Consider the following 23448-nt stretch of genomic DNA (forward strand, 5'->3'; position numbering starts at 1 on the left):
TCATTAGATTTCCGAATGATTCACAATATACGTCCCCGTGTTTTAATAGCAATTTGATTTGCCTGGAAATTGTTTGTCCATTTCTTTTCCGCAATTAAGTAAAACTGCACTTAACGTGAAAATAACACCTAAAATATTGCTTCTTACACCTAAGGCAATTAATTTTTTGGCTGCCAGTGTAAATTCTTTATCACCAATTAAGTTAGCAATGGTACTCCCTATAGCAATTATGCCATATGCTTCTTTAATCCCTTTATTGATGCAAGCATTTTCAGCATTGATGTAAGCAGACTTTTCTTTCATTCCATATAATGCACAGCCGACTGCCTGAGTTGAAAATGAAGGCTGTAAATTGGCATCTTTGAATAAATTATTTTGATCAAAAGTTTGAATTATTTCTTCTGCCCCTTCTAATCCAGAAAGCCCTTCAACGAAAGCATCTCGATTGTACCCCAAAAGTTGTCCATTTTCAGTTACTTGTCCAGTATCAAACATCAATTCTAATGATTTGGCTAAAAGTTCAACTTCTTCTTCGCTGTATGTATAGTCTGGCTCAGACATCTGAGCGCTTGCTGTTGATGAAAGTGCACCGGTAAGTAAAAAAATCACCATTAAGATTGAAGTCATTTTAAACAGTATATTTCTCATTTTTAGTACTCCTTTTAATTGGTTTATTAAGTAACCATGCTAATAGAGTGAAGAAACCAGCAAACATAACACGTATAAGAATCTCAACTGCTAAGCTCTCATGATCAAATAAGCTGAAAGGCAAAAAATATGTGAGGATAAATCCTACAACAAATATAAAAATGTACCTAATCACCATATACTCATCTCCTTAACTTGTATATATTGTAAATCATGATTATACTAACATATTCTAATACTAACCCTAGTTATTTCTATTAATATTGTAAAAAATGGTTATTTAGTTATGATGAAAATTAGTGCATATCTAACCGATTTGTGCCATAAGTATTGAATTACCTATTCGTAACCTTATATTTATATTAATTTTCGGGAAACACGGGGACGGAGCGGCCGTTCTTTTTCTTGAGCTCTGTCCCCGGGACTAAAAGACAGAGGGACAGAGCTCAGCCAATGGCGCACCCGCTCCGTCCCCATGTTTCAGAAAGGGTGTCACTATTGAATATATCGGAGAAAATTAAAAATTCCGTTTTAAATTGTGCAGAAAAAATTCCATTTTCAGGTTCTGTGTTAGTGCAGCAAGATCAAACGATTCATTTTAAAGAAGGATTTGGTTACGCCAACAGAAGTGAGAAACTAAAGATTACACCTTCTACAAAATTTGGGATGGCATCAGGGTGTAAGATATTCACTTCAGTGTCCATTTGTCAGTTAGTTCAAGCGGGAAAATTGAGTTTTGATACCCGTTTAAAAGATGTTGTAAATGTACCGTTTCCTCATTTTCATCCTGACATCACCATACATCAGCTATTAACACATACATCAGGCATACCTGATTACTTTGATGAAGAAGTAATGGATGATTTTGAAGATCTTTGGAAACAGGTACCTATGTATTCAATTAAAACTCCGAAAGATTTTTTACCCATGTTTCAAAATGAAAAGATGAAGTTTTCTCCTGGTAGTAAATTTGCTTACAACAATTCAGGATTTATATTACTTGGTTTAGTGGTTGAAGAGGTATCTGGCCAAGTATTCCCTGAGTATGTCCAGGAACATATATTTGATGCTTGTGAGATGACTGATTCCGGTTACTATCGAATGGACCAGCTCCCGGAGCAGACTGCTTTAGGTTACATAGATAACCTGGAGATGGATACGTGGAAAACAAACATCTATTCATTACCTATTATGGGAGGGCAAGATGGGGGAGCATTTACGACTGTAACAGATCTGGTAAAATTCTGGGATGGTTTATTGAATTTGAAGCTACTTAACAAAGAGTATCTTGATCAGTTATTCTTCCCTCACGTTAAAAGTGGAGAAGAAACTGCTTACGGTTATGGCGTTTGGATCCTAAAACAAAAAGGGGAAATACTTAAGTATTTTATTTTAGGCTTTGATCCAGGAGTTAGAATGCACTCTTCATACAATGTAAAGACAAACATTCAAACTCATATCTTGTCCAATATTGAACAAAGTGTATATCCTATCGTGTCGGATGTAGATGGACTTTTTGCTGATGTAAACACGGGTGGAACACCGGGACGTATATGGTGAATCATTAGACTTTCGAATCATTTTTTAGCTGCATTTTCTAATATTGATTTAACTAGAAAGTTCAGAACTTGTGATTTTAGTAATAACTACTTTATACATGAGAAAGGGGAGTACTATGATGGGGAGATTAGACAATTCACGATGGAAACTTAGTCTGGCTGGCTTCACTGCGTTTGTTATTGCGACTATTATCTACTTAATAACGGGTCCTAATATACCTGGAATACTCGGCTTTTTAACAGCTGCAATCGTATTGTTCATTTTAAATGCTGCGTATGTTTTATACACGAACAAGAAATCTGTGGATTGATTTGTCGGGGACGTATATTGCCAATCATTAGACTTCCAAATGATTCACATTATACGTCCCCGCACTTCCCGGTTTTAGTTCCAGTTCACTGGTGGTTTTATTAACTGTGCTTTCATGCCGAGCTCTTCGGCCGCAGCTAAGATAAATTCTTTTCTGAAAAAGTAACTTTTATGGCTTACTATTTTTCCATTTTCTATTTCCTGCATTTGTATGTCATGTATTTCGTGCCCATGATCACCATCAGCTAAAACAATGATAACGGGTTTACCCCAAAGGATAAATTCTTGAGCGGTATGGCCAGGCAATCCGAATTTTAGAGACCCTTTCAGCATTTCTTTTTTAGAAAATTCCTGGAAGCCAAAGAATGCTTCATTTTGTGCGTTTTCACTAAACAAACTTAACATGCTATTTAAATCTCCATTATTAAAGGCTTCTAAGTATGCTTGAACCGTTTCGTTTTGACCTTGTGACGTTACACCAGATTCAGTTTTCGAAAAGTCTAAAGAAGCTATTTTTCTTCTCGCACGTTGCACAGCTGAATAGACACCTCCTGGCGTACTTTGAACAATGCCGGCTACTTCTTCTGCGCTAAATTGGAAAATATCTAATAGCAGGAATGCAGTTGTTTGTTTAGGCGTCAAATTCGATTCCAACGATGTTAGGATTTCTTCCAGAAATAGACGATCTGAAAAATCAACACTTTGTTCAGGTACTTCATCTAAAGACCCTACTTCACGCTTTAATTTTCTGCACTGATCTAGCCACGTATTTGTGGCAATTCTGAACAGGTAGTACTTCTTGTCTGTGATATCACTCCACCTTTGAGGAAGTAATCCAAAAGATTTTATCATCGTTTCTTGATAAAGATCTTCTCCATCCCAAGGCGAACCAGTGACGTATTTACAATAATTCCAAAGATCTGTGGAATAAACTGACACGATCTCTGAAAAGTCATTTCTTAATTTTCGAGCTTCATCTATAAAATCCTTGTTAATGCTGCTTGTTTGCTCCATATGGATTCCCTCCTAAAATGTTTACACTATAAAGACGTTTCCATATAGAAAAATTATACGGTTAAATTCAAAATAATTATAGAAACTTCAATATGTTGTATTACACTAGGAGTGGTTCATGTCATTTATTAGACAGCTTAAGCGATTTTAACAGGGTATGATAGCTCTTATATATTCAACTATAACGTTCCTTAATTTTAATAAAATAATTCAAATAGAGGCGGAATCATATGCCCAAAATTGACAACATGTTAGCGATTTTATGGATGCTCCGTTCAGGTGAAAAGGTGACGGCGCAACAGATTTCAGAGAGGTTAGAGATGAATATCAGGACGGTGTATCGTTATATTGATACGATTTCAACGAGTGGTGTACCGATCGTGTCAGAATCGGGACATAATGGTGGATACAGTTTATTGGATCATTTTGTTGATGCGCCTTTATTTTTTGATGCTGAGGAGCAGACGTCACTGTTTCACGCTGCTGTTTTTGCAGAAGAAGCCGGGTATTATGGTGGTGAGGCACTGAATAGGGCGATTTCAAAACTGAGTCACTACTCAAATCATGAACAGGAAACAAAGGTAAACCAGCATGTCACGAGTCTTGAAGTCATCAGTCGCTCACGCTCACTTTCTGTAGAACCTTTTTTGAAGGAGCTGGAGCAGGCGGTTGCTGACGGTTACTCAGTAAACATGGTTTACCATAAAAACGGATCAAAGCAGTTGGATGATAGACTGGTCGATCCGTACAGAATGATCTATTGGAATCATAAGTGGTATGTGATTGGATTTTGTCATCTCAGAAATGATATTCGTAGTTTTAGAGTAGATCGAATTGAAAGTCTCACGCCAACCGAAAATACATTTAGCCGACCCAAACATTTTTCAGCACGTGACTTTTTTACAAGAAATCTTCTTCCAGCTACAGATGATAAGGATAGGGTTATTTCTTTTGTGATCAGTGGGGATCGGCGTGTATTGGATGATATATGCGAGCATTGGTTTTTGGGGCATTATGTAAAAGAGCGCACTTCCAATCAAGCTGTTTTCCTTCTTGAAGAAGATGTGCTCCATACTTATGTGCCTTATTTGCTTTTGCCGTACAATCAATCGATTAAAGTGATGGAGCCGGTCAGCCTTAAGAAAAGAATGATTGAAGTTCTGACGGAATTAATAAAATTTCATGAAGTATGATCACTTCCCTGACGCTAACTGTCAGGGAAGTTTTATTATACTGGCATTATCGAATGTGATTGGAGTGTTATGAGATGCAAACGACAAAAGCTTATTTATATGTATTTGATACAATGTCAGACTGGGAATATGGCTATTTAATCGCGGAACTCAACTCAGGAAGGTATTTTAAAAAGGATCTAGCACCTTTAAAAGTGATCACAGTAGGAGCGAATAAAGACATGATAACGACGATGGGAGGGCTTTGCATAAAACCGGATATGTCCCTTGATGAATGTACGTTTGAAAATAAAGATCTTGTCATTTTACCGGGAGGGACTACGTGGAGTGAAGATATTCACCAGCCTGTCCTGGAAAGAATCGGCCAGGCTTTAGAAATTGGCACCATTGTTGCGGCAATTTGTGGCGCTGTTGATGCCCTCGCGAATAGAAGATACTTAGATACCAGAAAGCACACAAGCAATAACATAGACTATACCAAAATGGTAAGCCCTCACTATAAAGGCGAAACGTTTTATGAATCGGGAGCTGCTGTCGCTGATACAAACTTAGTCACCGCATCAGGAATCGCCCCGCTGGAATTTGCCATGGAAGTACTGAAAAAAATAGAAGTATTTACACCAGACGCATTACATTCATGGTATAACCTGAATAAGACGAATGAACCTGAATACTTTTATGAGTTGATGAACGGTAAGTGACACTGGGGGACGGAGCGGCCGTTCTTTTTCTCCAGGTCTGTCCCCCTGATCAAAAAACAGAGGGACAGAGCTTAGCAAATGGCGCAGCCGCTCCTTCCCCCTTGTGACGCGCCGGGACGTATATTTTGAATCATTAGATAAACGAATGACTCAGGATATACGTCCCCAATACGAGGAGGGACATAATGGGAAACACTGAGAAATTTGAAATGATCGCTGATAAGTATGACACGCCTGAAAGAATAGAAATAGCAAAGGTCTCATCAGGTGCCATCCGTCATTATTTAGTTGACGCTAAAAGTAAGAATGCAATTGATTTTGGGTGTGGAACGGGTCTTGTCGGAATGAATTTGTTAGACGAGTTTCAATCTATACTTTTCCTGGATACATCACAGAACATGATTAATCAAATAAAGCAAAAAATAACTGATCATAATATTAAGAATGCAGATACACTTTACTTTGATATTGAAAAAGAAGAACCGTCAGATTTACATGCCGACTATATTTTTATGGCTCAGGTTCTACTTCATATTCCTGATGTTGAATTCGTGTTATCAAAACTATTTGATGTTCTGAATGAAGGAGGACATCTATTAATAGTGGATTTTAATCTAAATGAAAAAGTAGTGTCAGATCTTGTTCATAACGGATTTGACCCAAAAGAGTTAATCGATATTATGACTAAGATTGGGTATAAGGACATTCAATTCAAAACTTTTTATCATGGAGATAAAATATTCATGGGACAAGATGCATCGATGTTTATTTTGGACGCAAAAAAGTGACGCATGGGGACGTATATCTTGAATCATTTGATACACGAATGATTCAAAATATACGTCCTCTTATTTCATTTTAAAGCTTGTCTTACAGTTAACAATTTGAAATAATTGGTATTAAGAATACGCATCAAACAATACAAGATCCTTGCACTTTCATATTAAGAAATCAGGAGGAGAAATTTATGATTAATAAAGTGGGCCAGATTATGTTGTATGTAGATAACCAGGAGGAAGCCGTTCGATTTTGGACCGATAAAGTAGGGTTTAGCTTAATTTCCTCTGAAGAGAATGACCAGGGGATGAAGTGGATGGAAATTGCTCCAACTAAAGATTCGGAAACCTGCCTTGTTTTACACAACAAGAAGATAGTAGCTGAATTAGACCCTGAAATGAATCTGGGTACCCCATCTTTAATGTTTTTCACTGACCAATTAGAGAAATTACATGAGGATTTATCACAACAAAATGTAACGGTTGGAGAAATTGTAGATATGCCCGCCGGAAGAGTATTTAACTTTGCTGACAATGAACAAAACTACTTTGCTGTTATGGAATCAAAAAAATAAGACTGTCTGATTCGCGAGGACGTGTGTTTTGAATTATTAGATATATAAAGTTCAAGCCATACGTTCGCAGGTCTTATAAAAAGGATTTAGGAGAATTAAGATGTGGATTATATTAGGGATAATGGCAATAGTAGCAACAGTAATCAATCTACTGATGTACGCAGCAGGAAAAGATTATAAGCTGGCGATGGCCATGGGATTGTCATTGACAGCATTAACACTGTGCGCAGAGTACAGTATGATATCGAATTGGGTAAAAGCAGAAGATTGGGGAGCTTTAGCGGATGTCGTACCTGGCATGGAAAGGGCGTTATGGTTTTTGACTGTTGTTTCGATTTTGCTGAATATAGCGCCTGTGTTTTTAGAGCAGAGAAGGAGGAAGTGAGATCTGGGTGAGGCAGGGGGACGTATATAGTGGATCATGAAAGACGTTGATGGTTCACGATATACGTTGCTGATTTTTTAAGTCACTTAACCAATAGGTCTTCCAACTTAAAAGTCTTACTCACATCCTGATCCTCAATCCATCTTAAAAACTGCTCAACATTCTTAATTTCCTCTGATAAGACAGCTTTATAAATAAAGATAGATGGGTAAGACAATCCCTGTTCCAATAGCGACTCTTTTAAATCTAAGATGGTTTGTCTGCTAGCACTCGTTAAAATGTTGTTCATAGGTTCTACCAGATCCCTGGATAACGGGCCGACATGATCATTAGGGAATAACCACATATCTACATTCCATGAAGTATCACCATCTTTTGGATTTGAGTATGTTAATCGTGAATACAAACCGTTAAATGCTAAGTCTAAGTGATTACTAAACTTGATTTGCTTTACCCCTTCAATCGAAGACAAGGAAGTGAGGACTTTAAAGACGGACTCAGGGCAGGGTGCTTCGCAAAAAACTTCCATATCAATATCGTGATCTACCATTAAGTTGTACGCATTGGCACCAACTAAATGAACCTCGCCTATTTCTCCCCACAACGCTTCCAGGTTTAATGCATGTAATACCTCGCGCGCTTTCCGTTGTCTCTGTGTTGCTCTTGATATGAGTTCATTCATCTTAACACCTCTATGTAATAGTTATAAATTTACAAATTACTTAAGTGTAACGAAATGCGAGGTGGAATGCAATCATAAGTTTTTTGAAAAAGAGCTAGATATGTGGGCGCATATCAAATCATCTTATTTGAAACTGGTGAAGAAAGGTTCATCATCGTGTAGGGTTCCCCATACTCCATAGTTAGATCAATGAACTCTTCCAGTAACTCGTTCGTTTCTGTAATGACCTTAACTAAATAACTATACTCACCAGTTAATCGATGGCAGGGGGACGTATGTTGTGAATCATTAGCCTTTCGAATGATTCACAACATACGTCTCCTTTACTTAAGTTCCTTGTTCCGTTAATAGCCAGTTGATAAAATGGTATAGAAAAATAGGTAAAAAAAGGTTAAGGTATGTTTAAGAAAATAAAGAAAAACCCAGTTAAAACTTCAATAGTTTTGATTATTTCTGTTGCAACAATCGGCGCTTTTATCATACTATGGCCATTCTATTTCATCGGAGGTATTGAACCCGGGGAATTGATCATGGAAGAAGCTTCACCAACAGGGGAATACACGGTCAAAACGTATTTAAACAGAGCCCACTCAACTGTCGATTATGCGGTTTTAGGTGTATTAGAATACAATGACAAAAATAAGAAGGATAAAAATATATTGACAGTATCGAATACAAGAAGGCTTAATTAAGTGGGGAGACAGCGATACGGTCAACATTAATGGGGTAATGTTAGATGTGCCAAATGAGCAGTATGACTATAGAAATCCTTGATTTAAGCGATCTATTAAGAGTGTGTCGTAAATGATTAGAGATACGAATGATTTACGATATACGTCCCCGTGCCTCAGCGTTACTCTTTATTTTAATAGCAAAGTCTTTATTGGATGTTAGTTCATATGAAAGGTGAAGTTATGAGAAACATATTAAACTCCATAATCTTAACAATAGCAATAAGTGTTCCTATTTTAATACTGTTTTTTCCTTTATCAGATTCTCTTGAGTTATTTTATATTTACACTATTTTTGTAACTAGTGGGATGTTGGCATTTGCTCTGCCTATTACTTTATTATTAAATAAATTTAAAGCCAGTACTGTCTTCAGGGGTTTATGTTACATAATTCCTAGTTTTCTTATTCTAATGATGTTTCCGATTCCATTATTTTTTATAAGTTCTTTTGTGGTAGCACTCATTTATTGGGTAGTCGAGATTTTTATAAAAAAGTACTCTGAAAACATTAAACAAATTAAATTTATTATCTTAACAAGCATTGTGTGGATTATTTCTGTAAATGTTTTTTTGTTAATGTTCGTACTATATTAAAATTATTAGTGTCTAATATAGTATTAAGCAGACGAAGTATTTTATTGAATTTTATAGTATGAGTCATTGGGGCCTCATATATAACGAGTAGTCTAAATTTCACGGATTCTGAAAAGCAAACGCACCCACAAAAGTAATGAACAGGCTCACAACAAGTAACGTCATACTCACAGTGAGTACCAGGGGTCTATACTTTGTTCCCTTAGCAAGAAAAGCTAATATCAAAGCGGCTGCACTATAGAGAATTAAAAACAAGAACGCCATAGGGCCGGTGGAACCAAACGTTAACATACTCGCGATGACTCGCTCATTCATCATAGATCCTAATAATACAGCTCCGATTAAGATAAAAATCAGAGAAAAAGCAACGAAAATATTCCTCATTTAATTCTCCTTTAGGTCAGACATACGATCCCCGATTTTCTCCTCAAGAAATACGAACAAACTCAACAGCCTCTCTTAACAATTCAGTAAAATCATCAGGAAAGAAGTGGCCCAATCCTTCTTTGACGATCAATTTGCACGGAAATTGGTTGTCTTCTAAGAACTTTACGAATTCAATCGTTTTATTGTAAAAAGGATCCTGATCTCCTGTGATAATGCAGCCTTTAAGGTCATGCGTATTTCCCTTTAGCAAACCTTCCAAAGCAGCCACATCCTGAATGGCTGGAATGACCGCTATAAACCCTTTTGTGCCAAGCGTATTTCCCTTCAAACTGAGTTCAATCGCTAATTTCCCACCCTGAGATGCACCCGCAATTATATCCTGTTTTGTATTAAAGTTTTCTTTAAAATCCTTGTATGATTCGGTAATTTCATTGACCGCAATACTTGGATTGTCCCAGCAGTAAGCGTTATATCCGAATACCTGAGAGGATTGTGGAAATGCCAAGAGAAGGTCATCTAATAAACGGTCGTCAAACCAATAAGGCGCAAAAGTTTCCACGTTAGAACCCCGCATGTGCAAAGAAAATAGGCCTGTATCTGACTGATCATGACCATATGTAAATAGTTCGGGTTTAGAGATATGTATATGATTTTCTAAAATCTTTTGGCACTCCTCTAAAATCACTTTGAACGCTGCAATGTCTTTGAGGGTTTTTAAGTGCCGGTCATAAGTCAGCACAAGAGGGTTCCACCATACTCCTTGATTTAGCCCGTCCTCAAGCGCTGCAATGGCGTTTTTCTCGTTTTCTTGAGCAGCATAAGCGCAAGCTCTCCAAAATGTTGTTTTATCTAATCTATCAGGGAAACCACCTTGTGCTTGATCAATCAACAAATGAATGTCATCGTACTTTTCTAATTCAAATAAGCTAAAAAGTTCTTTTTGAAGTTCAACAAACTTTGTTTCCTTCACGATTTCACGCTCCTTAATATTCTTCAGAAATATACGTTGATGTTTTCATTTTAGTAATGACTGTTTAATCAACACTCAAAAACTCCTCGCCAGTTACCCACTCTACATCATCACCCAATTGAATAATCGGTTCTACGAAGCTGCCTTCCATCACCTTGTAATCATTGTTGCCGCCAATAAAAGACCCATCATCAAAGTCAAAAAAGTAGCTGTTAAAGCCTGTATGGATGGTCATTGTATAGTCCAACAGCTCGTTATTTCTCCCGAATTGCTTGTTAAGTGATACAGTTGACTGGTCGGCAATTAATTGATTTATCATGTCGCGATCATTGATACGTGCCCATAAGGTTTCACCGTTAATACGGGATTCTAAAATGATATGAGTGATATCATCCGTTCCGCTGATATTCTCGTTTAGAACCTCTCCAAACGTAGTATTGCCAGAGAGTTGAAACCAAGTCATTCCTGCGATTACAACGATAAAAATGAATAAACTTATCACTATTTTTTTCAAAATACTCCTCCCTTTTCAATATGAGAGCGTCTTTAATGTGTTATAGACAGCTTCCAAAAACGGCATATAATAATTTAAATTTTACCATAAAGTGTATATGTACTGTCCTTAAAGAAAACTTTTTTATCCCATCCATGTCAGTATCAGAACGCCTATTTTTAACGGATTAATCTAAGTGCTTCCCGTTATTTCAATGTCGGAAAATAACCTAAAATGACTAGAAAAATGCTGATGTTCTCTTGTTATAATAAACATTCAATATTGTGAATGGATAAAGGAGTAGATCAATCTGATGCTTAGATTATTGACGCTCGTTGTGTTTGCCTATGTGGCTATGCCGGTAACTGGATATGCAGCTGCTACGCCTCCGGCAGTAAATCCGGGTGAAGAAGAAATGATGCAGCAGAATATCCCCGAAACGGTAAACTCGACGGCACGTGTCCTCGAAGTGATCGATGAGGGAGTCGAGCTGGATGAAATGACTCAGGTAGAAACTGAGTTTCAGCAGTTGCGGGTAGAAATTCTGTCGGGAGAATATAAAGGTCAAGAAATGGAAGTGACGGGCAATAACTATCCGGGAAGCGTCTATGGGAACAGTAATTTCTGGTTTGAAGAAGGGGACAGAATTACTGTGCAGTTTCAAATTCAGGACGGAGAAATCCTGCACGCTTACCCGCTGGATTATGCCAGAGATTTTCCATCTTATATCCTCGTTGCGCTTTTCATTGGTGTGTTAATTCTTTTTGGAAAACTGAAAGGGGTAAAGTCAGTCATCACATTAGGTCTGACCATTTTTATTCTTTTTCAATTCATGATTCCATATTTATTAGAAGGTTATAATCCCATTTGGCTCGTTTTAATCACAGGAGCGATCGTCACAGCGTTGACCTTCTTCATTGTGAGTGGCTTTACCCGTAAGACATTCGCAGCCATTATTGGAACAGTAGGAGGGCTCGGTTCAGCAGCCATTATTTCTGCTGTTTTTATGGGGCTGATGAATCTTTCCGGTTTTCATGGTGAAGAAGAACGGATGCTTGGGACGATGGTTGATGATTTTCCAATCGACATTTCCGGACTGTTACTTGCGGGTATTATCATTGGTGCTTTGGGGGCAGTCATGGATGTGGCGATATCCATCGCTTCATCAACCGAGGAAGTCAAACGTAATTACACAAAAGCCTCATTCAAAGAGCTTTTTAAATCTGGCATGAATGTCGGTGGAGATATCATGGGGACGATGGCCAACACGCTGATCCTCGCTTATGTAGGAGCGACTCTACCGCTACTATTAATTATTTTCGCCTACGAATACTCTTTTGAGGAACTCATTCAGATGGAATTCTTCGCTGTAGAAATCCTCAGAACACTTGCCGGCAGCATCGGACTGGTTCTTGCAATACCAATCACTGCCCTGATCTCCGCTTTACTTCTAGGTAAGCAGGACATAAATGAAAAACAAGGCACCTCAATTGTGATCGGAGACCGTGAACCGGACGCATAAAGTGAAACAATGAAACACGGGGACGTATATTGTGAATCATTAGAGATGCGAATGATTTATGATATACGTCCCCTTGATTCAAATATCTTCAACTTTTTCAAAGATTCTGGAATACATCTCATTAATGTTCTCCTTTGTTTCCTTTTCATTATATAAACCGTAGCCAATGCTTCTGAATAAATCGTTTTCCTGCTTCACAACTCCGACAGAATATGAATTGCCCGGGCTCCACTGCCACTGATCACTATATGTTGTTTCTGCGATAGTGAAAGGGATATGACTTTTAGCAGAAATAAAAAAGACAGGCGTTTCTGTAGTTGAGAAGATATCTGCGTATTGTATCTCTGAAGCTTTTTTAAGATTTTCTGGCATGACAAAGATGGCATCATATCCGTGGTCAATTTCCCCATTTAAAACATCAAATGATATTTCATCAAAATAAACTTGTTCTTCATTGACTGCAGGAGCTTCTCCAATCACACCGATATTCAATTCCGATCCATCATAGGATTCGAAATCGGGTGTTTGTGAACAAGCCGAAAGAGTAACGAACAGTATTCCGATCAAATTAAATTTGATAAACATTTTCCTCATCATATCTAATCCTCCCAGTAATTGTTGCTCTTTAAATAAATTAAAAAATATTATGGGAATGGTGGCGTAAATTTAAGAACATTAGCCATCTAAATCACTCATGGTATATTAAAATACGCCTAATAACCACTAAATCAGGAGGACTTATATTTGCAGGAAGCTCATCCGCACCAAAGAAACGCAGCTCCTTCACTTCCTTAAGTTCCGCCTTTAATTCTCCTGTATAATCTGTGCATATATACGCAGCTATCACATTGTACACTTCATCACCGTGAGGGTATTGATAGTAGAGCTCTTCTCCTGAGAAGATGTTAACTAGCTCTAACTCGTTTGCGATTAAGCCCGTTTCCTCTTGTAACTCCCTTTTGGCGACCTCTTCAAGCGTCTCACCCATCTCCATCGAACCACCCGCTAACCCCCAGCAGTTATTATCCTGACGCAGTTGCAGTAAAATCCGGTCGTGCTGATCTTTCACAATGACACTGGCGCCTGCTACGATAAGCGGCCGGCTTCCCACTACTTTTCTCAAGTCCATGATATAACCCATAAGCAGCCTCCAAAAACGACTTAAATTAATTTAAATATTACCATAAAATAGATGTTATAAAAGGTATAAAAAAGAAGAATTTCACAATTTTAAAAGGACAAATAGTTGCACCAGTAGCGATTTGAATGATGCAACTATTTGTCCCTGATTCTTGTTATATAATTTTTATATTCGCACTGAAATCTTTCAACTCCAGGATACTTTTCACCCAGAGAAGTGATTTTAAAACCGAAATTTCTGTAAAACTCAACTGCGTCTATGTCAGTTTCAGCTAGGATCGATGTAAAGGAGTACCTTTCTAAGAGAAAGTTAATCATTTTACTCCCTATCCCATATCCTCTTTCTTTTGGGCAAACGGCAATATGTTTTATTTCGCAGCGACTAAGGTTTATTTCTACTCCTATACAACCGATTATATTGCCTTCTTTCATAAATCCGAATAATTGTTGATTGAGAGCTTGAATGTAGCCATCATATACCATATCGACTTTGCTGATAGACGTTGCATAGGATAACAATCTTTTTACGTGAGGATCGGGGAATGTTGAATTAATTTCTATTATCAATTTATCATCTCCAAGATCTTCGTACTCAACTTCCTTGACTTAACAATCCTTAATATCGAATTTGCATCGTTTTACACGTACCTGTTCTTTAACTCATCTTTTACAAAAAACAAAACAATCACCAGCATTCCAAACATGCAGATCATCAGCAGCATATCCCCGCAGCCACAGCACGCCTTCAATGTTTCTCAGGTAAAATCCCTTTGGATAATCATCTTCTTCACTTATGATCTCCGAAGCGATTGTAAGTGAACCGGATGGGGCTTCTTTTCTCAAAGAATTTCCTGCATCACCCTCAGGCTGATTTTGATACGCCACTCTCAGGTAAGGGCCTGTCTCAAGTGGGCACAAATCCAAGCCAAGCTTGATTGCTCGTTCAAATATCTCAGGCAAAGTTGCCCCTTCAGGGAAGCCAAGGGCTTTAACGGTTAATTCCACGGTCTCAAGGTTGTACGTTTCGTTAGAAGTCGTAAATCGATTATCAGAAAACAGTCGCTCTCCATATTCATTTAGCAAAATAGCGTGCTGCTGCAACCTTTGTAGGAGCTGCTGTTTTGTCAGTCCGCCAACCTCTATTTTTCTCGTAACAACCGGGCAATCAGGATATGTTTGCATGTTGATTACTCCTTTCAAAATACTCGTCCCCAACCTCCATCACTTCACAATCCTCAATATCGCATTCGCACCCTTTTGAAACTCATAAGGCACCTTCATCTCGGTGACTTGATAGCCTTTGTTTTGTAAATAGTCAATGAGGCGATCCAGATGCTCGTATCGTTTTCCTTCTAAATCAATCAAAGGAAAGAGTCTAATCTCTTCTTTGGTCACCCTTAGTAATTCATTTAGCGTGTCTAAATGAAACTGGAAATCCAGTCTGTCAGCATAAGTAAACAGGAAGTGTGCGGATACCAGGATATCAAAGGCTTGATCGTCAAATGGCAATACGGGTAGCTCAACGGGAATATACCGGTCAGGATTTTCCTGCATATCCTGCGTACAGGTCAGCAAAGCTTTTTCACGATGTTCATGTAAATGACTGATGTCAGTAAAGTACTGCCATCTATAATTATCCTTTGCCTTCTCCATATGAGTCATCGCATGCTGAAGATCCTCCTGTCCTTTAGCGTAGAGATCGTCCGCTGAAAAATCATAGACAATATCAGCTGCCGTAATATTAAGCCCTTTCGTGTGACCCGTTGCGGTAAATGAACAGGCACCGGATGGACAATCGAGAATCTTTTTATCCTTCAGATCTGCTTCAGATAGTACAAACATATCGATGTATTCTTCGTATGTTCGGCCGATGAAAATAACCTTTTCGAGCTCTAGTTTTGTTCTTTTTGTTTCATGCGTCATGGAGGTGTGCCTCCTTGCTAGTATCGATTTCCTTTACCCAACTATCGATATACCCCTGAATGATGATCTCTCTATCCCAGTTATCCCGAAACGTTGGAAAGATGATATTTTCATACACCATAAGTCCAAATGCTGGTGCGATATATTTGATAGACTGATACTCATTTTTAAGCTGTTCCATAGAAGCATATGCTCTCCATAAGCGTAAGTAGTCTGTTAACAACGAATCAGCCGCTTCTTTTGAAAACAGATCCTCAACCTCCTGCAGGAAAACGACGGCACTTAAAAAGGGATGAGTGAGAGAACAATCTGACCAATCGTAAATGATCGCTTCTTCGTCTTGTAATAGGATGTTTCCTCCAAAGAAATCGCCATGATCGATCGAAAGAGGGATCGTACTCTGTTTTAATTTGTTGGCTATTTTTCTGACCTTGGTAGCATTTTCTGATAAAATCTCGAGAGTTTCTTTCGTAATCGTTTCATTTTCAAATAGTCTTTGTATCGTGTGGTCAAGTTGATCAACCATCATATAATCGATTGCCCTGAACGGACATGTTAATTGATCGATGTTGTTAAGGATTCCTGTTTGGATCTTTCCCAGCTTCAACAGTGCCTGTCGCCAGTGTTCCAATTGATTAGTCAGCCCCAGCAAAGGACCTTTGACTTCTCTCATAACAAATACGTTTAGAGAAGGATCTGCAAAAACCGTTTCCGGGACGGAGTCAGGAAATGACTTGGAAAGGTAGGCACAAATGGTTGGCTCGTGATGAAAAATAGGAGGGACTGCTTTTAGAATGTAAGTTTCATCTTCTGCATATAGACGCAACAAAGTGGAGCGTTCCCAGCTTCTTATTTGTTCTATATTTGTCACTCTTTGCGGCAATCGATTTGATAACAGCTCTTCAATGTTCTTTCTCCATCCGGGTTGAAACCATGGGATGTCAGATGGCTCTTTGTCGTGGATCCACTGCTGAATAAGGTCATAATCCTGTTGATCTAATGCCGTCATCGTATGTATAGATTGCCATTGGAGAGACGATGAACCTGGCAGGCTTCCGCTAAGGTGTTCAAGTACATACACTCTCTCATTTTCGCAAGCTTTTAAACACTTTAAGACTGCTGCTTCTATCTGATAGGTATTCGAAACGTGTTCGTTAATATGTTGTGTTACGGCGATATGTGAAATTGTTGTAGAGAAGAAAGGAAGCGCTACATGATTTAAAACCTTAGTGGTTAATATCGCATGTTGATCCTGTGAGTAAATGAGTAACTTAATGGAATGGTTCACTTTTTTCCTCCCTTTTCGTTTGGTGATTCACAGGGACGTATACACTGAATCATTAGACAACCGAATGATTCAGCATATACGTCCCCGATTCCCCAATCAGCGACTTAAATTACTTTAAATTTTACCATAAAATAGATGTTTAAAAGGATTCGTTGAAGAAGAATCTGACATTTAGAAACCAAAAGAACGTATATTGTAAATCATTTAATAGCAAAATGATTTACAATATACGTCCTTTTTTTATTTCAGAAATTATACAGTGCCAGAGCAATCCGAAACGTCTGTTGACAGCGAAGGAATGATCCGGCACGGTTTATGAAATTCAACTAACTTTTCACTTTACTAAATGGTCTTCATTTTTTATTTGCTGATCTAATCGCCGACGAAGTAATAGAGCCGAAATTGTAAATACAACGAAAGCTGTTATGGAACCAGCAGTAACGATGTTCAATACATTTCCTGATGGCGTGTTGAAATGCAGAGGGACGAGAAACATTAGAACGGCACCGGTTAAACCCATCCCTAAAATGGAGAATGCGATAACTTTATTCATCTGCATCACCTTACAAGTAATTGAAGCAAGCGACTACTGCGGCCATCCCGCCACCACCAAGAACTGCATAGGCACCGATACATGCAGCACAGATAGGGGCAGTCACGGGCGTTGGCGCTACACAAGAACCGCCGCAACCTACTGCGATGAGGTAGGCTACCGTACCGCCAACACCAAGCGCTGCTCCGATGCAAGCTGCTACAGCGCCAACACCCATCGGCTGAACATCAGCAGGCTCTTCTGCTAACAATTCCTCATCTGTCATATAAGAAATCCCAGTGTCTTCTGATTGAACAAGATAGCCATCTAAATAGGTCTCAACTTGGAAATTTCCTGCTTCATTCTTTGTTACCAGCATTTCATTTGTCTGCAATACAGTATTATCCTGATCGAAGAACACTGTGATGTTACTAGGAATGCTGTATTCTCCGTTCAGTGGCACGGTTACGACTGTAACGCCGCCACCAACCGTATATACACTCGATTCTTCCGATGCAAAAGTAGATACAGAAGCGACAGCATCAGCTTCACCTTCTTCAACAACACGTAGCGTTGCCTCTACCATTTCTTCGGCTGCATCGCCTGTAACTGGCACAATACCAGAAACATCATTGGCTTGCGCGAGAAGTTTTGTAGCTGGAGAAAAACTTATACAGATGGTAAGGACCATTAATAGCGAAAAGAATTTTTTCATCTTCGACATCATAAAACCTCCTATTTATCGTGATTTGAGTTTGGTGATTACTTAATGATTTACTAATAGATAATTGTGAGTTTATTAAGTTCGCTTACAAAATGCTTATATTGATCTATTTATAAAGGGGGCAACAAATCAAAAATACCTGGAATAAAGCCGGCAAAAGAGTTCTGTGTATTGATCTCTGTGTATTGATCTCTGTGTAGTTGACTACCAACTTATTTAGACGCATGCTTAATCAGAAAGTCTTTATAATTCTCATACAAAAGTTTATTCGAGCTGTCTACACGTGCAAGTTTGATTGAGTTAGCTGAAGTTAACAACAACCGATCATCCATCCAATTGCAGTAAGTATAAGATCCATATACACATCCTCCTTTCATTTATTTGTGTTTATTCTATATAATAATATTTACCAATTACCTGAACCAAGCGTATAAGCTTAATAGAAAAAAGATGTTAAAACAAAGGGACATATATGATGAATCATTAGGCTGTCTAATGATTCATCATATATGTCCCGATTTTTTCATGGTTTGCGAGAAGAAGGAATAGGCAGTCAGAAGGACTTCCGCAACGGCTGATGACTCTTTGAAGATTTAGAATAAGCATTCTGATGAAAGGAGAATGAATTAAATAATGCGTGATACGAAACACTTGACCTTTATCTGAAGTTATAAAAAGTTAGCTTACTTATTCTAATAAATAATCACAGAGAGTTGTGTAGATCTCTTGTTTTTTAAGTCGCTTCAATATTTTTGTCGAGTTAATATCAGGTAAAAATTCAGTTATATAATGATTGAACTCATCATACGTAGGTTTTTCATCGATAAATAACTTTGTAAAGTCTATTGGTAATTCATATTTTTTTGTGAGAATAGCTTTTTTCTTTTCGTAAAAAACGCCTTACTATTTTCATCTGTAGTATCTTTTAATCGATGGTTGAATACGTACAAGATGTCCATGATCGCCATATGTTCAGTTTCTGTAACATCGTAATCAAACAAAAAAGCAAAAAATGGGTACTCATTTTGATTTACCATTTTGCTTAATAACTCAACTTTGTATTTAAGTATTTCTATTTCCTTCTGAGGATTCAAAGGGCTCATCTCCTTTAGAATAATGTAAAAGGGGGGAAGATATTTTCGATTAAAATGCAAAGAATAATATAGCTTCAGCAACAACGTCTGCAGTTGTTGGAGACATATCACAATCATCAATGAGAAAATTTTTAATATCTCGTTTAACTCCATCCTCGACTCTTTCTAAATATTTTGCAATAGCAAGTCGATTTTCTTGAACTGCGTCAGCATATGATTTTTTACCTAAAAAATCAAGAAATTCTTCTAAAAGTTGGCCACCATATTTTAGGGCGAAAATTAACAAGTCTTTTTTGACACCCATTGTTTCAAATTCGCCATCGAGGATGCTTACATCTGATGACATGTAGATATATGTATGAGATGTTTCTAGGTTGTTCGTTACTTATTTTTGGTTTGATACATTGTCAGTTGCAGAAACATTAGGAACAATAAGAGTACAACCTAAAATAAATACTAATGCATTAGCAATAAAAGTTCTAATAAACTTATTTGATAACTTCATTTTCTAACCTCCTTTGGTGTTAGTTAACAACAACCGATCATTCATCTAATTGCAGTAAGTATAAGATCCATATACACATCCTCCTTTCATTTATTTGTGTTTATTCTATATAATAATATTTACCAATTACCTGAACCAAGCGTATAAGTTTATTTGAAAAGGAGAATGATATCTTGAAACATGATGGTACAACTGTGCGTGATATCAGACTTTCAAAAAATTACAGTCAATTTGACGTGAGTAATGGAGCCTTGCATCAGGCAAGCTACTCCAAATTTGAACTCGGCCGTATCGAACTGACACATCAAAAATTTAAAAAGATTCTCGACTCATTGGAGATGAATTTGGATGAATTCATGTATGTGCATCACAACTACGAATTTCCTACAAGAGAAAAAATCATCCATCTATTCGAGCATCAGAAATTCATAGAAGTTTCTGCACTTAATCAGATTATTTCTTTAGCAGAAAACTATCTTACAAACCATAAGGATAGATATATTGAAGATATACTACACATTTCCAGAGGGCTCATACTCATTAAAAACGAAGGAAGCTTTGAACCCGCCATGTCTTATGCGAGTAAAATTTGGGATAGGCTGCAGCAGGCAGATACTTGGTATCTAACGGATTTCAAACTGATCGCCGTCATTTTATTTCTCTTTCCTGTGAGTACTGCGATCTCCATTACTAAATTTGCACTTGAACAAAGTGAAAAATACGAAAACTACACCGATTACAAAAAACGCTTTATTCCCTTCAAATTTAACCTGGTGATGTTACTCATGAAGGAAGAAATGTTCGATGAAGCTTATTCTTTAAACGAAGAAACGCTTGAGGAATTAAAAGAACAAAAAGCATACGCACAGATCGCCGTAAGCTATCTCAGGAAAGGAATCATCGGTCAAATACTCAGTAAATCGGAGTCAGACGTCTTTATACAAAAAGCTTTCGAAATCGCCAGGGTGATGGAAGATGAACATCTCACTCATCAACTAGAAGAAGAAAATGATTCGTGGGGACGTATATCTTGAATCATTCGATTAACGAATGATTTAACATATGCGTCTTTTTTGATGAAATGTAAAAATCAGGTTGACTATTCAGTTCAACTGTATTAATGTATTTATTAAGTTGAACTATATAGTCAAACTGAATAGTGGGTGAAAGTATGAAACATAAATTATTACCGTTATCTGAGACCATGCATTACATTTTATTAGCTCTGCGTGAGCCGCGCCATGGCTATGCTGTCATGCAGGAGATCGAAAAAATGAGTAATGGCGACGTTATTTTAGCAGCAGGAACGTTGTACGGTGCGATTGAAAATCTGAATAAACACGGTTGGATTGAACCGGTAGGAAGCTCAGGTCGGAGGAGAATTTATCATATTACTGATGAAGGCAGAGAAGTATTAAAAACAGAGCAGCAAAGACTCCAACACATTTTATCCTTGTATGAAGGAAGTGAATGAAATGAAAAGGTTTAAAGTCTTTTTGGATGTAGAGAAAGAAGAGCAGTGGCTGAACGAGCAGTTGGAGAAAGGGTACCGCTGTACGAATATTAGTGGACTGGGGATCTACACTTTCGAAAAAACGGAAAAGAAATACGTAATGCGCCTTGATTATCAGGCTGATTTATCTAAACGTAGGCTTGAGGAGTACAAGGGGATTTATGAAGATTTCGGCTGGAGCTATGTAAAGGGCTTTGCGCTGAACGGGATTAGATATTGGCAAAAAGAAGACGATGGTCAGAACGAAATCTTCTCAGACCGGGAGTCCACCGTTCATTACTATAGGAGGCTGATGAAGTACTCTTTATGGTTAGGCATGTTATTCCTTGCCTATTCCTTCATGATCTATAACGATTCAAGACTGTACCACGAAGGACTGTGGAATATGGAAGGCTCACTATTCTGGAAAGCACTTGTATTTGAAACCCCATTCGCTCTTATAAAGTTGCTGCCAGCCATCATGGTTGTTGCGTTCAGTTTGAGTTTTTATAAATCTTATCAGAAGTATGTGGTTTTGAAGGGGCAGTGATGGTTGGGGACGTATATTTTGAATCATTAGGTAAGCGAATGATTCGAAGTATACGTCCCCATTAAATTGTGTGTTTATATCTCGCTATAGTTTACAGACTGTCCGATATCTTGTAGTTGATGACTTTTATATAGGATGGATAGAGTTAGATCAGGTATAGAATCAAACCCATGTTCAGCTAATTCGTGAAGGAGCGGGCCGTAATATCCAAGGGCTTCTCCAACATGATTCTTTGTATATGGATTTTGCTTAAGGTTTTCTTTATAAATATCAAATATATCAGTCCCATCATTCGTTAGAAATTTACCGTTGGCAATTTCCAAGTCTTTCAGATTGTATCCTGTAACTGTCTTTATTTGATTGACCAGATGAAACTTCTCCAGTTTTGCATTTGAAAATTGATTAGAGTCATGAGACCGACTTTTCATAATATGAAAAAATAATTCTCTTGGATTGTTAGCTGTATTCAGGATACTTTCTAATTGCTTAATCAGCGTCTCATCTTCCGAACCGCCAATTATCAAATTAAAATCATTTGGATCGATTGTAAACGTTAAATTTGTTCCATTAGGAATTGTGATCCCGTGCATAGAAAACAACTCGCGTAATTGATCATTCACTTGCTGTCTATTAAATACTCTTCGTTCTATGCCTTCCTGCTCGGGGTTGTATCCCGCTTCATGACGAAAAGCAGCATCATTAAAATTATATTGCCCTCCTTGCCCGCTGTTTGCCCAGCCTATTTCCATACTATAAGCAGCATCTCTCTCCTTTTTTGTCAGGTCGCTTCTAAAGTGAGAAGAATGAGGATTTCTATACTTATCAAAAATATGTCCATGTGGATCCTTGTACTTCTTATTTTGCTCATTAATTTTCCGATATTTCTCATCCAAAATCTTCATCATCTTCTCAGCAGTACTTTCCAAGTCGTTCGTACTTTGAATAACCGTTTGATTGTTACCTTGAGCACTCGCGATATTTTTTTGGATTTGACTGGTTGATACGGCAGGTTTATGTGTTGGATTAATGTACAATTTAGTGCCTCCTTAAACGTTAGATGAAATAATATTTACTGTATTTATCGGCATTAATGTTAAAATTAGTATTTTTAATTAAAAAGGGACATGTCATGTGAATCATTAGAGGTGCGAATGATTCACATGACACGTCCCTGATCTTCACTTCCTCCGATTACTCTCCTGCTTCAACCAATACCTGATCCCCCTACCAGCCAAAGGTTCATCGTTATATCTCGGTATCACATGGAGATGACTGTGGGGGATTTCCTGGTTCGACACTTTGCCAACATTCCATCCCATTGTATAGCCAGCCGGAGAATACTTTTCATCCAGAATTCGTTTCGCCTCATGCAAAATTTCATATGTATCCTTCCACTCTTCAGGGGTTAGCTCAAACGGATCCTGGCGGTGATTCTTAGGAACAATCAAGCCGCTGCCTTCTAAAATTCCCTGATGCTTATTGTGCTGCAGAAAATAGCACGTTGCATTCTCTAATACAATATTTTGTTCAATGTCCTGATCCGGGTTGCACAAAGGGCAATGTTGATCGTATGCCATATTTCTCCCACCTTAAAAAAATCTCTAAACAGCCTGATGTTATCGTTAGATTTTACCATAAAAAGTATGGGAAAACTTTATAT

30 protein-coding genes and 1 pseudogene are annotated in these 23448 nt (G+C 37.9%); 13 read left to right on the top strand and 18 right to left on the bottom strand.

The genetic code is table 11. From position 1 onward, the window contains the following. Positions 1–42: 42 nt before the first annotated feature. Positions 43–648 carry a hypothetical protein gene (locus E2491_RS12835; protein ID WP_134376023.1) on the bottom strand — a complete coding sequence of 202 codons (606 nt, stop codon included), beginning with the start codon at positions 646–648 and terminating at the stop codon, positions 43–45. Between the two features lie 498 nt (positions 649–1146). Here E2491_RS12835 and E2491_RS12840 point away from each other — a divergent pair, with 498 nt between their 5' ends. Continuing rightward, the gene (locus E2491_RS12840) at positions 1147–2208 is read left to right on the top strand and encodes a serine hydrolase domain-containing protein (protein ID WP_134376024.1); all 1062 of its coding nucleotides are present in this window, start codon (positions 1147–1149) and stop codon (positions 2206–2208) included. 115 nt (positions 2209–2323) lie between these two features. Further along, entirely contained in the window at positions 2324–2518 is a 195-nt protein-coding gene (locus E2491_RS12845) for a hypothetical protein (RefSeq protein WP_134376025.1), read from the top strand. A gap of 74 nt (positions 2519–2592) precedes the next feature. Here the strand turns inward: E2491_RS12845 and E2491_RS12850 are convergent, their stop codons facing one another. Further along, the gene (locus tag E2491_RS12850; protein WP_134376026.1) at positions 2593–3531 is read right to left on the bottom strand and encodes a sigma-70 family RNA polymerase sigma factor; all 939 of its coding nucleotides are present in this window, start codon (positions 3529–3531) and stop codon (positions 2593–2595) included. 230 nt (positions 3532–3761) lie between these two features. On the opposite strand from E2491_RS12850, the gene E2491_RS12855 reads away from it, so the two are divergent. The 5 genes from E2491_RS12855 (at position 3762) to E2491_RS12875 (ending at position 7161) form a co-directional block, all read left to right on the top strand. Next, positions 3762–4724, top strand: coding sequence for a helix-turn-helix transcriptional regulator (locus E2491_RS12855; RefSeq protein ID WP_134376027.1), 963 nt, complete (start codon positions 3762–3764; stop codon positions 4722–4724). 74 nt (positions 4725–4798) lie between these two features. Next, positions 4799–5425: a type 1 glutamine amidotransferase family protein gene (locus E2491_RS12860; RefSeq protein WP_134376028.1), complete on the top strand. Its 627-nt coding sequence runs from the start codon at positions 4799–4801 to the stop codon at positions 5423–5425. Between the two features lie 185 nt (positions 5426–5610). Continuing rightward, positions 5611–6213 (top strand): class I SAM-dependent methyltransferase, encoded by a 603-nt coding sequence (locus tag E2491_RS12865; protein WP_134376029.1) that lies wholly within the window; start codon positions 5611–5613, stop codon positions 6211–6213. A 179-nt stretch (positions 6214–6392) separates the two neighbouring features. Further along, positions 6393–6776, top strand: coding sequence for a VOC family protein (locus E2491_RS12870; protein WP_134376030.1), 384 nt, complete (start codon positions 6393–6395; stop codon positions 6774–6776). A 100-nt stretch (positions 6777–6876) separates the two neighbouring features. Next, complete coding sequence (locus E2491_RS12875; protein ID WP_134376031.1) at positions 6877–7161, top strand: hypothetical protein; 285 nt, start codon at positions 6877–6879, stop codon at positions 7159–7161. Between the two features lie 82 nt (positions 7162–7243). On the opposite strand, the gene E2491_RS12880 is transcribed toward E2491_RS12875, so the two are convergent. After that, positions 7244–7843: a hypothetical protein gene (locus E2491_RS12880; RefSeq protein WP_134376032.1), complete on the bottom strand. Its 600-nt coding sequence runs from the start codon at positions 7841–7843 to the stop codon at positions 7244–7246. A 113-nt stretch (positions 7844–7956) separates the two neighbouring features. Further along, positions 7957–8109: pseudogene (locus tag E2491_RS12885) on the bottom strand (Lrp/AsnC ligand binding domain-containing protein); the annotation flags it as partial. 132 nt (positions 8110–8241) lie between these two features. Here E2491_RS12885 and E2491_RS12890 point away from each other — a divergent pair. Then, the gene (locus E2491_RS12890) at positions 8242–8535 is read left to right on the top strand and encodes a DUF5412 family protein (RefSeq protein ID WP_134376033.1); all 294 of its coding nucleotides are present in this window, start codon (positions 8242–8244) and stop codon (positions 8533–8535) included. Continuing rightward, positions 8531–8617, top strand: coding sequence for a DUF5412 family protein (locus tag E2491_RS17840; RefSeq protein ID WP_371414482.1), 87 nt, complete (start codon positions 8531–8533; stop codon positions 8615–8617). The genes E2491_RS12890 and E2491_RS17840 overlap by 5 nt, the downstream gene beginning before the upstream one ends. A gap of 978 nt (positions 8618–9595) precedes the next feature. Here E2491_RS17840 and E2491_RS12895 read toward each other — a convergent pair. Both E2491_RS12895 and E2491_RS12900 read right to left on the bottom strand, forming a co-directional pair. Next, positions 9596–10525, bottom strand: a complete 930-nt coding sequence (locus tag E2491_RS12895) for an alpha/beta hydrolase (RefSeq protein ID WP_134376034.1) — start codon at positions 10523–10525, stop codon at positions 9596–9598. Positions 10526–10589: 64 nt separating this feature from the next. Next, positions 10590–11039, bottom strand: coding sequence for a hypothetical protein (locus E2491_RS12900; protein WP_134376035.1), 450 nt, complete (start codon positions 11037–11039; stop codon positions 10590–10592). A gap of 292 nt (positions 11040–11331) precedes the next feature. Here E2491_RS12900 and E2491_RS12905 point away from each other — a divergent pair, with 292 nt between their 5' ends. Continuing rightward, entirely contained in the window at positions 11332–12540 is a 1209-nt protein-coding gene (locus E2491_RS12905) for a YibE/F family protein (protein WP_134376036.1), read from the top strand. Between the two features lie 78 nt (positions 12541–12618). Here E2491_RS12905 and E2491_RS12910 read toward each other — a convergent pair whose 3' ends face one another. From E2491_RS12910 to E2491_RS17530, 10 genes are all read right to left on the bottom strand, one after another. Then, a complete protein-coding gene (locus E2491_RS12910; RefSeq protein WP_244093954.1) occupies positions 12619–13137 on the bottom strand; it encodes a hypothetical protein in 519 nt (172 codons plus the stop codon). 91 nt (positions 13138–13228) lie between these two features. Beyond that, positions 13229–13681, bottom strand: a complete 453-nt coding sequence (locus E2491_RS12915) for an NUDIX hydrolase (RefSeq protein WP_134376037.1) — start codon at positions 13679–13681, stop codon at positions 13229–13231. Positions 13682–13815: 134 nt separating this feature from the next. Then, positions 13816–14247 carry a GNAT family N-acetyltransferase gene (locus tag E2491_RS12920; protein WP_244093955.1) on the bottom strand — a complete coding sequence of 144 codons (432 nt, stop codon included), beginning with the start codon at positions 14245–14247 and terminating at the stop codon, positions 13816–13818. 93 nt (positions 14248–14340) lie between these two features. After that, positions 14341–14862 carry a helicase gene (locus E2491_RS12925; protein WP_134376038.1) on the bottom strand — a complete coding sequence of 174 codons (522 nt, stop codon included), beginning with the start codon at positions 14860–14862 and terminating at the stop codon, positions 14341–14343. A 39-nt stretch (positions 14863–14901) separates the two neighbouring features. Beyond that, complete coding sequence (locus tag E2491_RS12930) at positions 14902–15603, bottom strand: class I SAM-dependent methyltransferase (RefSeq protein WP_134376039.1); 702 nt, start codon at positions 15601–15603, stop codon at positions 14902–14904. Next, positions 15593–16891: a phosphotransferase gene (locus tag E2491_RS12935; RefSeq protein ID WP_134376040.1), complete on the bottom strand. Its 1299-nt coding sequence runs from the start codon at positions 16889–16891 to the stop codon at positions 15593–15595. The genes E2491_RS12930 and E2491_RS12935 overlap by 11 nt, the downstream gene beginning before the upstream one ends. Before the next feature lie 334 nt (positions 16892–17225). Next, positions 17226–17444 carry a hypothetical protein gene (locus E2491_RS12940; RefSeq protein ID WP_134376041.1) on the bottom strand — a complete coding sequence of 73 codons (219 nt, stop codon included), beginning with the start codon at positions 17442–17444 and terminating at the stop codon, positions 17226–17228. A gap of 10 nt (positions 17445–17454) precedes the next feature. After that, the gene (locus E2491_RS17620) at positions 17455–18039 is read right to left on the bottom strand and encodes a hypothetical protein (RefSeq protein ID WP_208528074.1); all 585 of its coding nucleotides are present in this window, start codon (positions 18037–18039) and stop codon (positions 17455–17457) included. Positions 18040–18989: 950 nt separating this feature from the next. Then, positions 18990–19394, bottom strand: a complete 405-nt coding sequence (locus E2491_RS17845) for a DUF1878 family protein (protein WP_134376042.1) — start codon at positions 19392–19394, stop codon at positions 18990–18992. After that, the gene (locus E2491_RS17530; protein WP_166805881.1) at positions 19291–19545 is read right to left on the bottom strand and encodes a hypothetical protein; all 255 of its coding nucleotides are present in this window, start codon (positions 19543–19545) and stop codon (positions 19291–19293) included. Before E2491_RS17530 ends, E2491_RS17845 begins: the two co-directional genes overlap by 104 nt. 374 nt (positions 19546–19919) lie before the next feature. Here E2491_RS17530 and E2491_RS12955 point away from each other — a divergent pair, with 374 nt between their 5' ends. From E2491_RS12955 to E2491_RS12965, 3 genes are all read left to right on the top strand, one after another. Then, positions 19920–20780, top strand: a complete 861-nt coding sequence (locus E2491_RS12955; RefSeq protein ID WP_134376043.1) for a helix-turn-helix domain-containing protein — start codon at positions 19920–19922, stop codon at positions 20778–20780. A gap of 137 nt (positions 20781–20917) precedes the next feature. Further along, positions 20918–21220: a PadR family transcriptional regulator gene (locus E2491_RS12960; RefSeq protein WP_134376044.1), complete on the top strand. Its 303-nt coding sequence runs from the start codon at positions 20918–20920 to the stop codon at positions 21218–21220. A 1-nt stretch (position 21221) separates the two neighbouring features. Further along, entirely contained in the window at positions 21222–21788 is a 567-nt protein-coding gene (locus tag E2491_RS12965) for a DUF2812 domain-containing protein (protein ID WP_134376045.1), read from the top strand. Between the two features lie 74 nt (positions 21789–21862). On the opposite strand, the gene E2491_RS12970 is transcribed toward E2491_RS12965, so the two are convergent. After that, the gene (locus E2491_RS12970; protein ID WP_134376046.1) at positions 21863–22822 is read right to left on the bottom strand and encodes a DUF4885 family protein; all 960 of its coding nucleotides are present in this window, start codon (positions 22820–22822) and stop codon (positions 21863–21865) included. Between the two features lie 144 nt (positions 22823–22966). After that, positions 22967–23365: an HIT family protein gene (locus E2491_RS12975; protein WP_134376047.1), complete on the bottom strand. Its 399-nt coding sequence runs from the start codon at positions 23363–23365 to the stop codon at positions 22967–22969. Positions 23366–23448 lie beyond the last annotated feature (83 nt).

This window comes from Jeotgalibacillus sp. R-1-5s-1 (assembly GCF_004405105.1).
Classification (GTDB): Bacteria; Bacillota; Bacilli; order Bacillales; family Jeotgalibacillaceae; genus Jeotgalibacillus.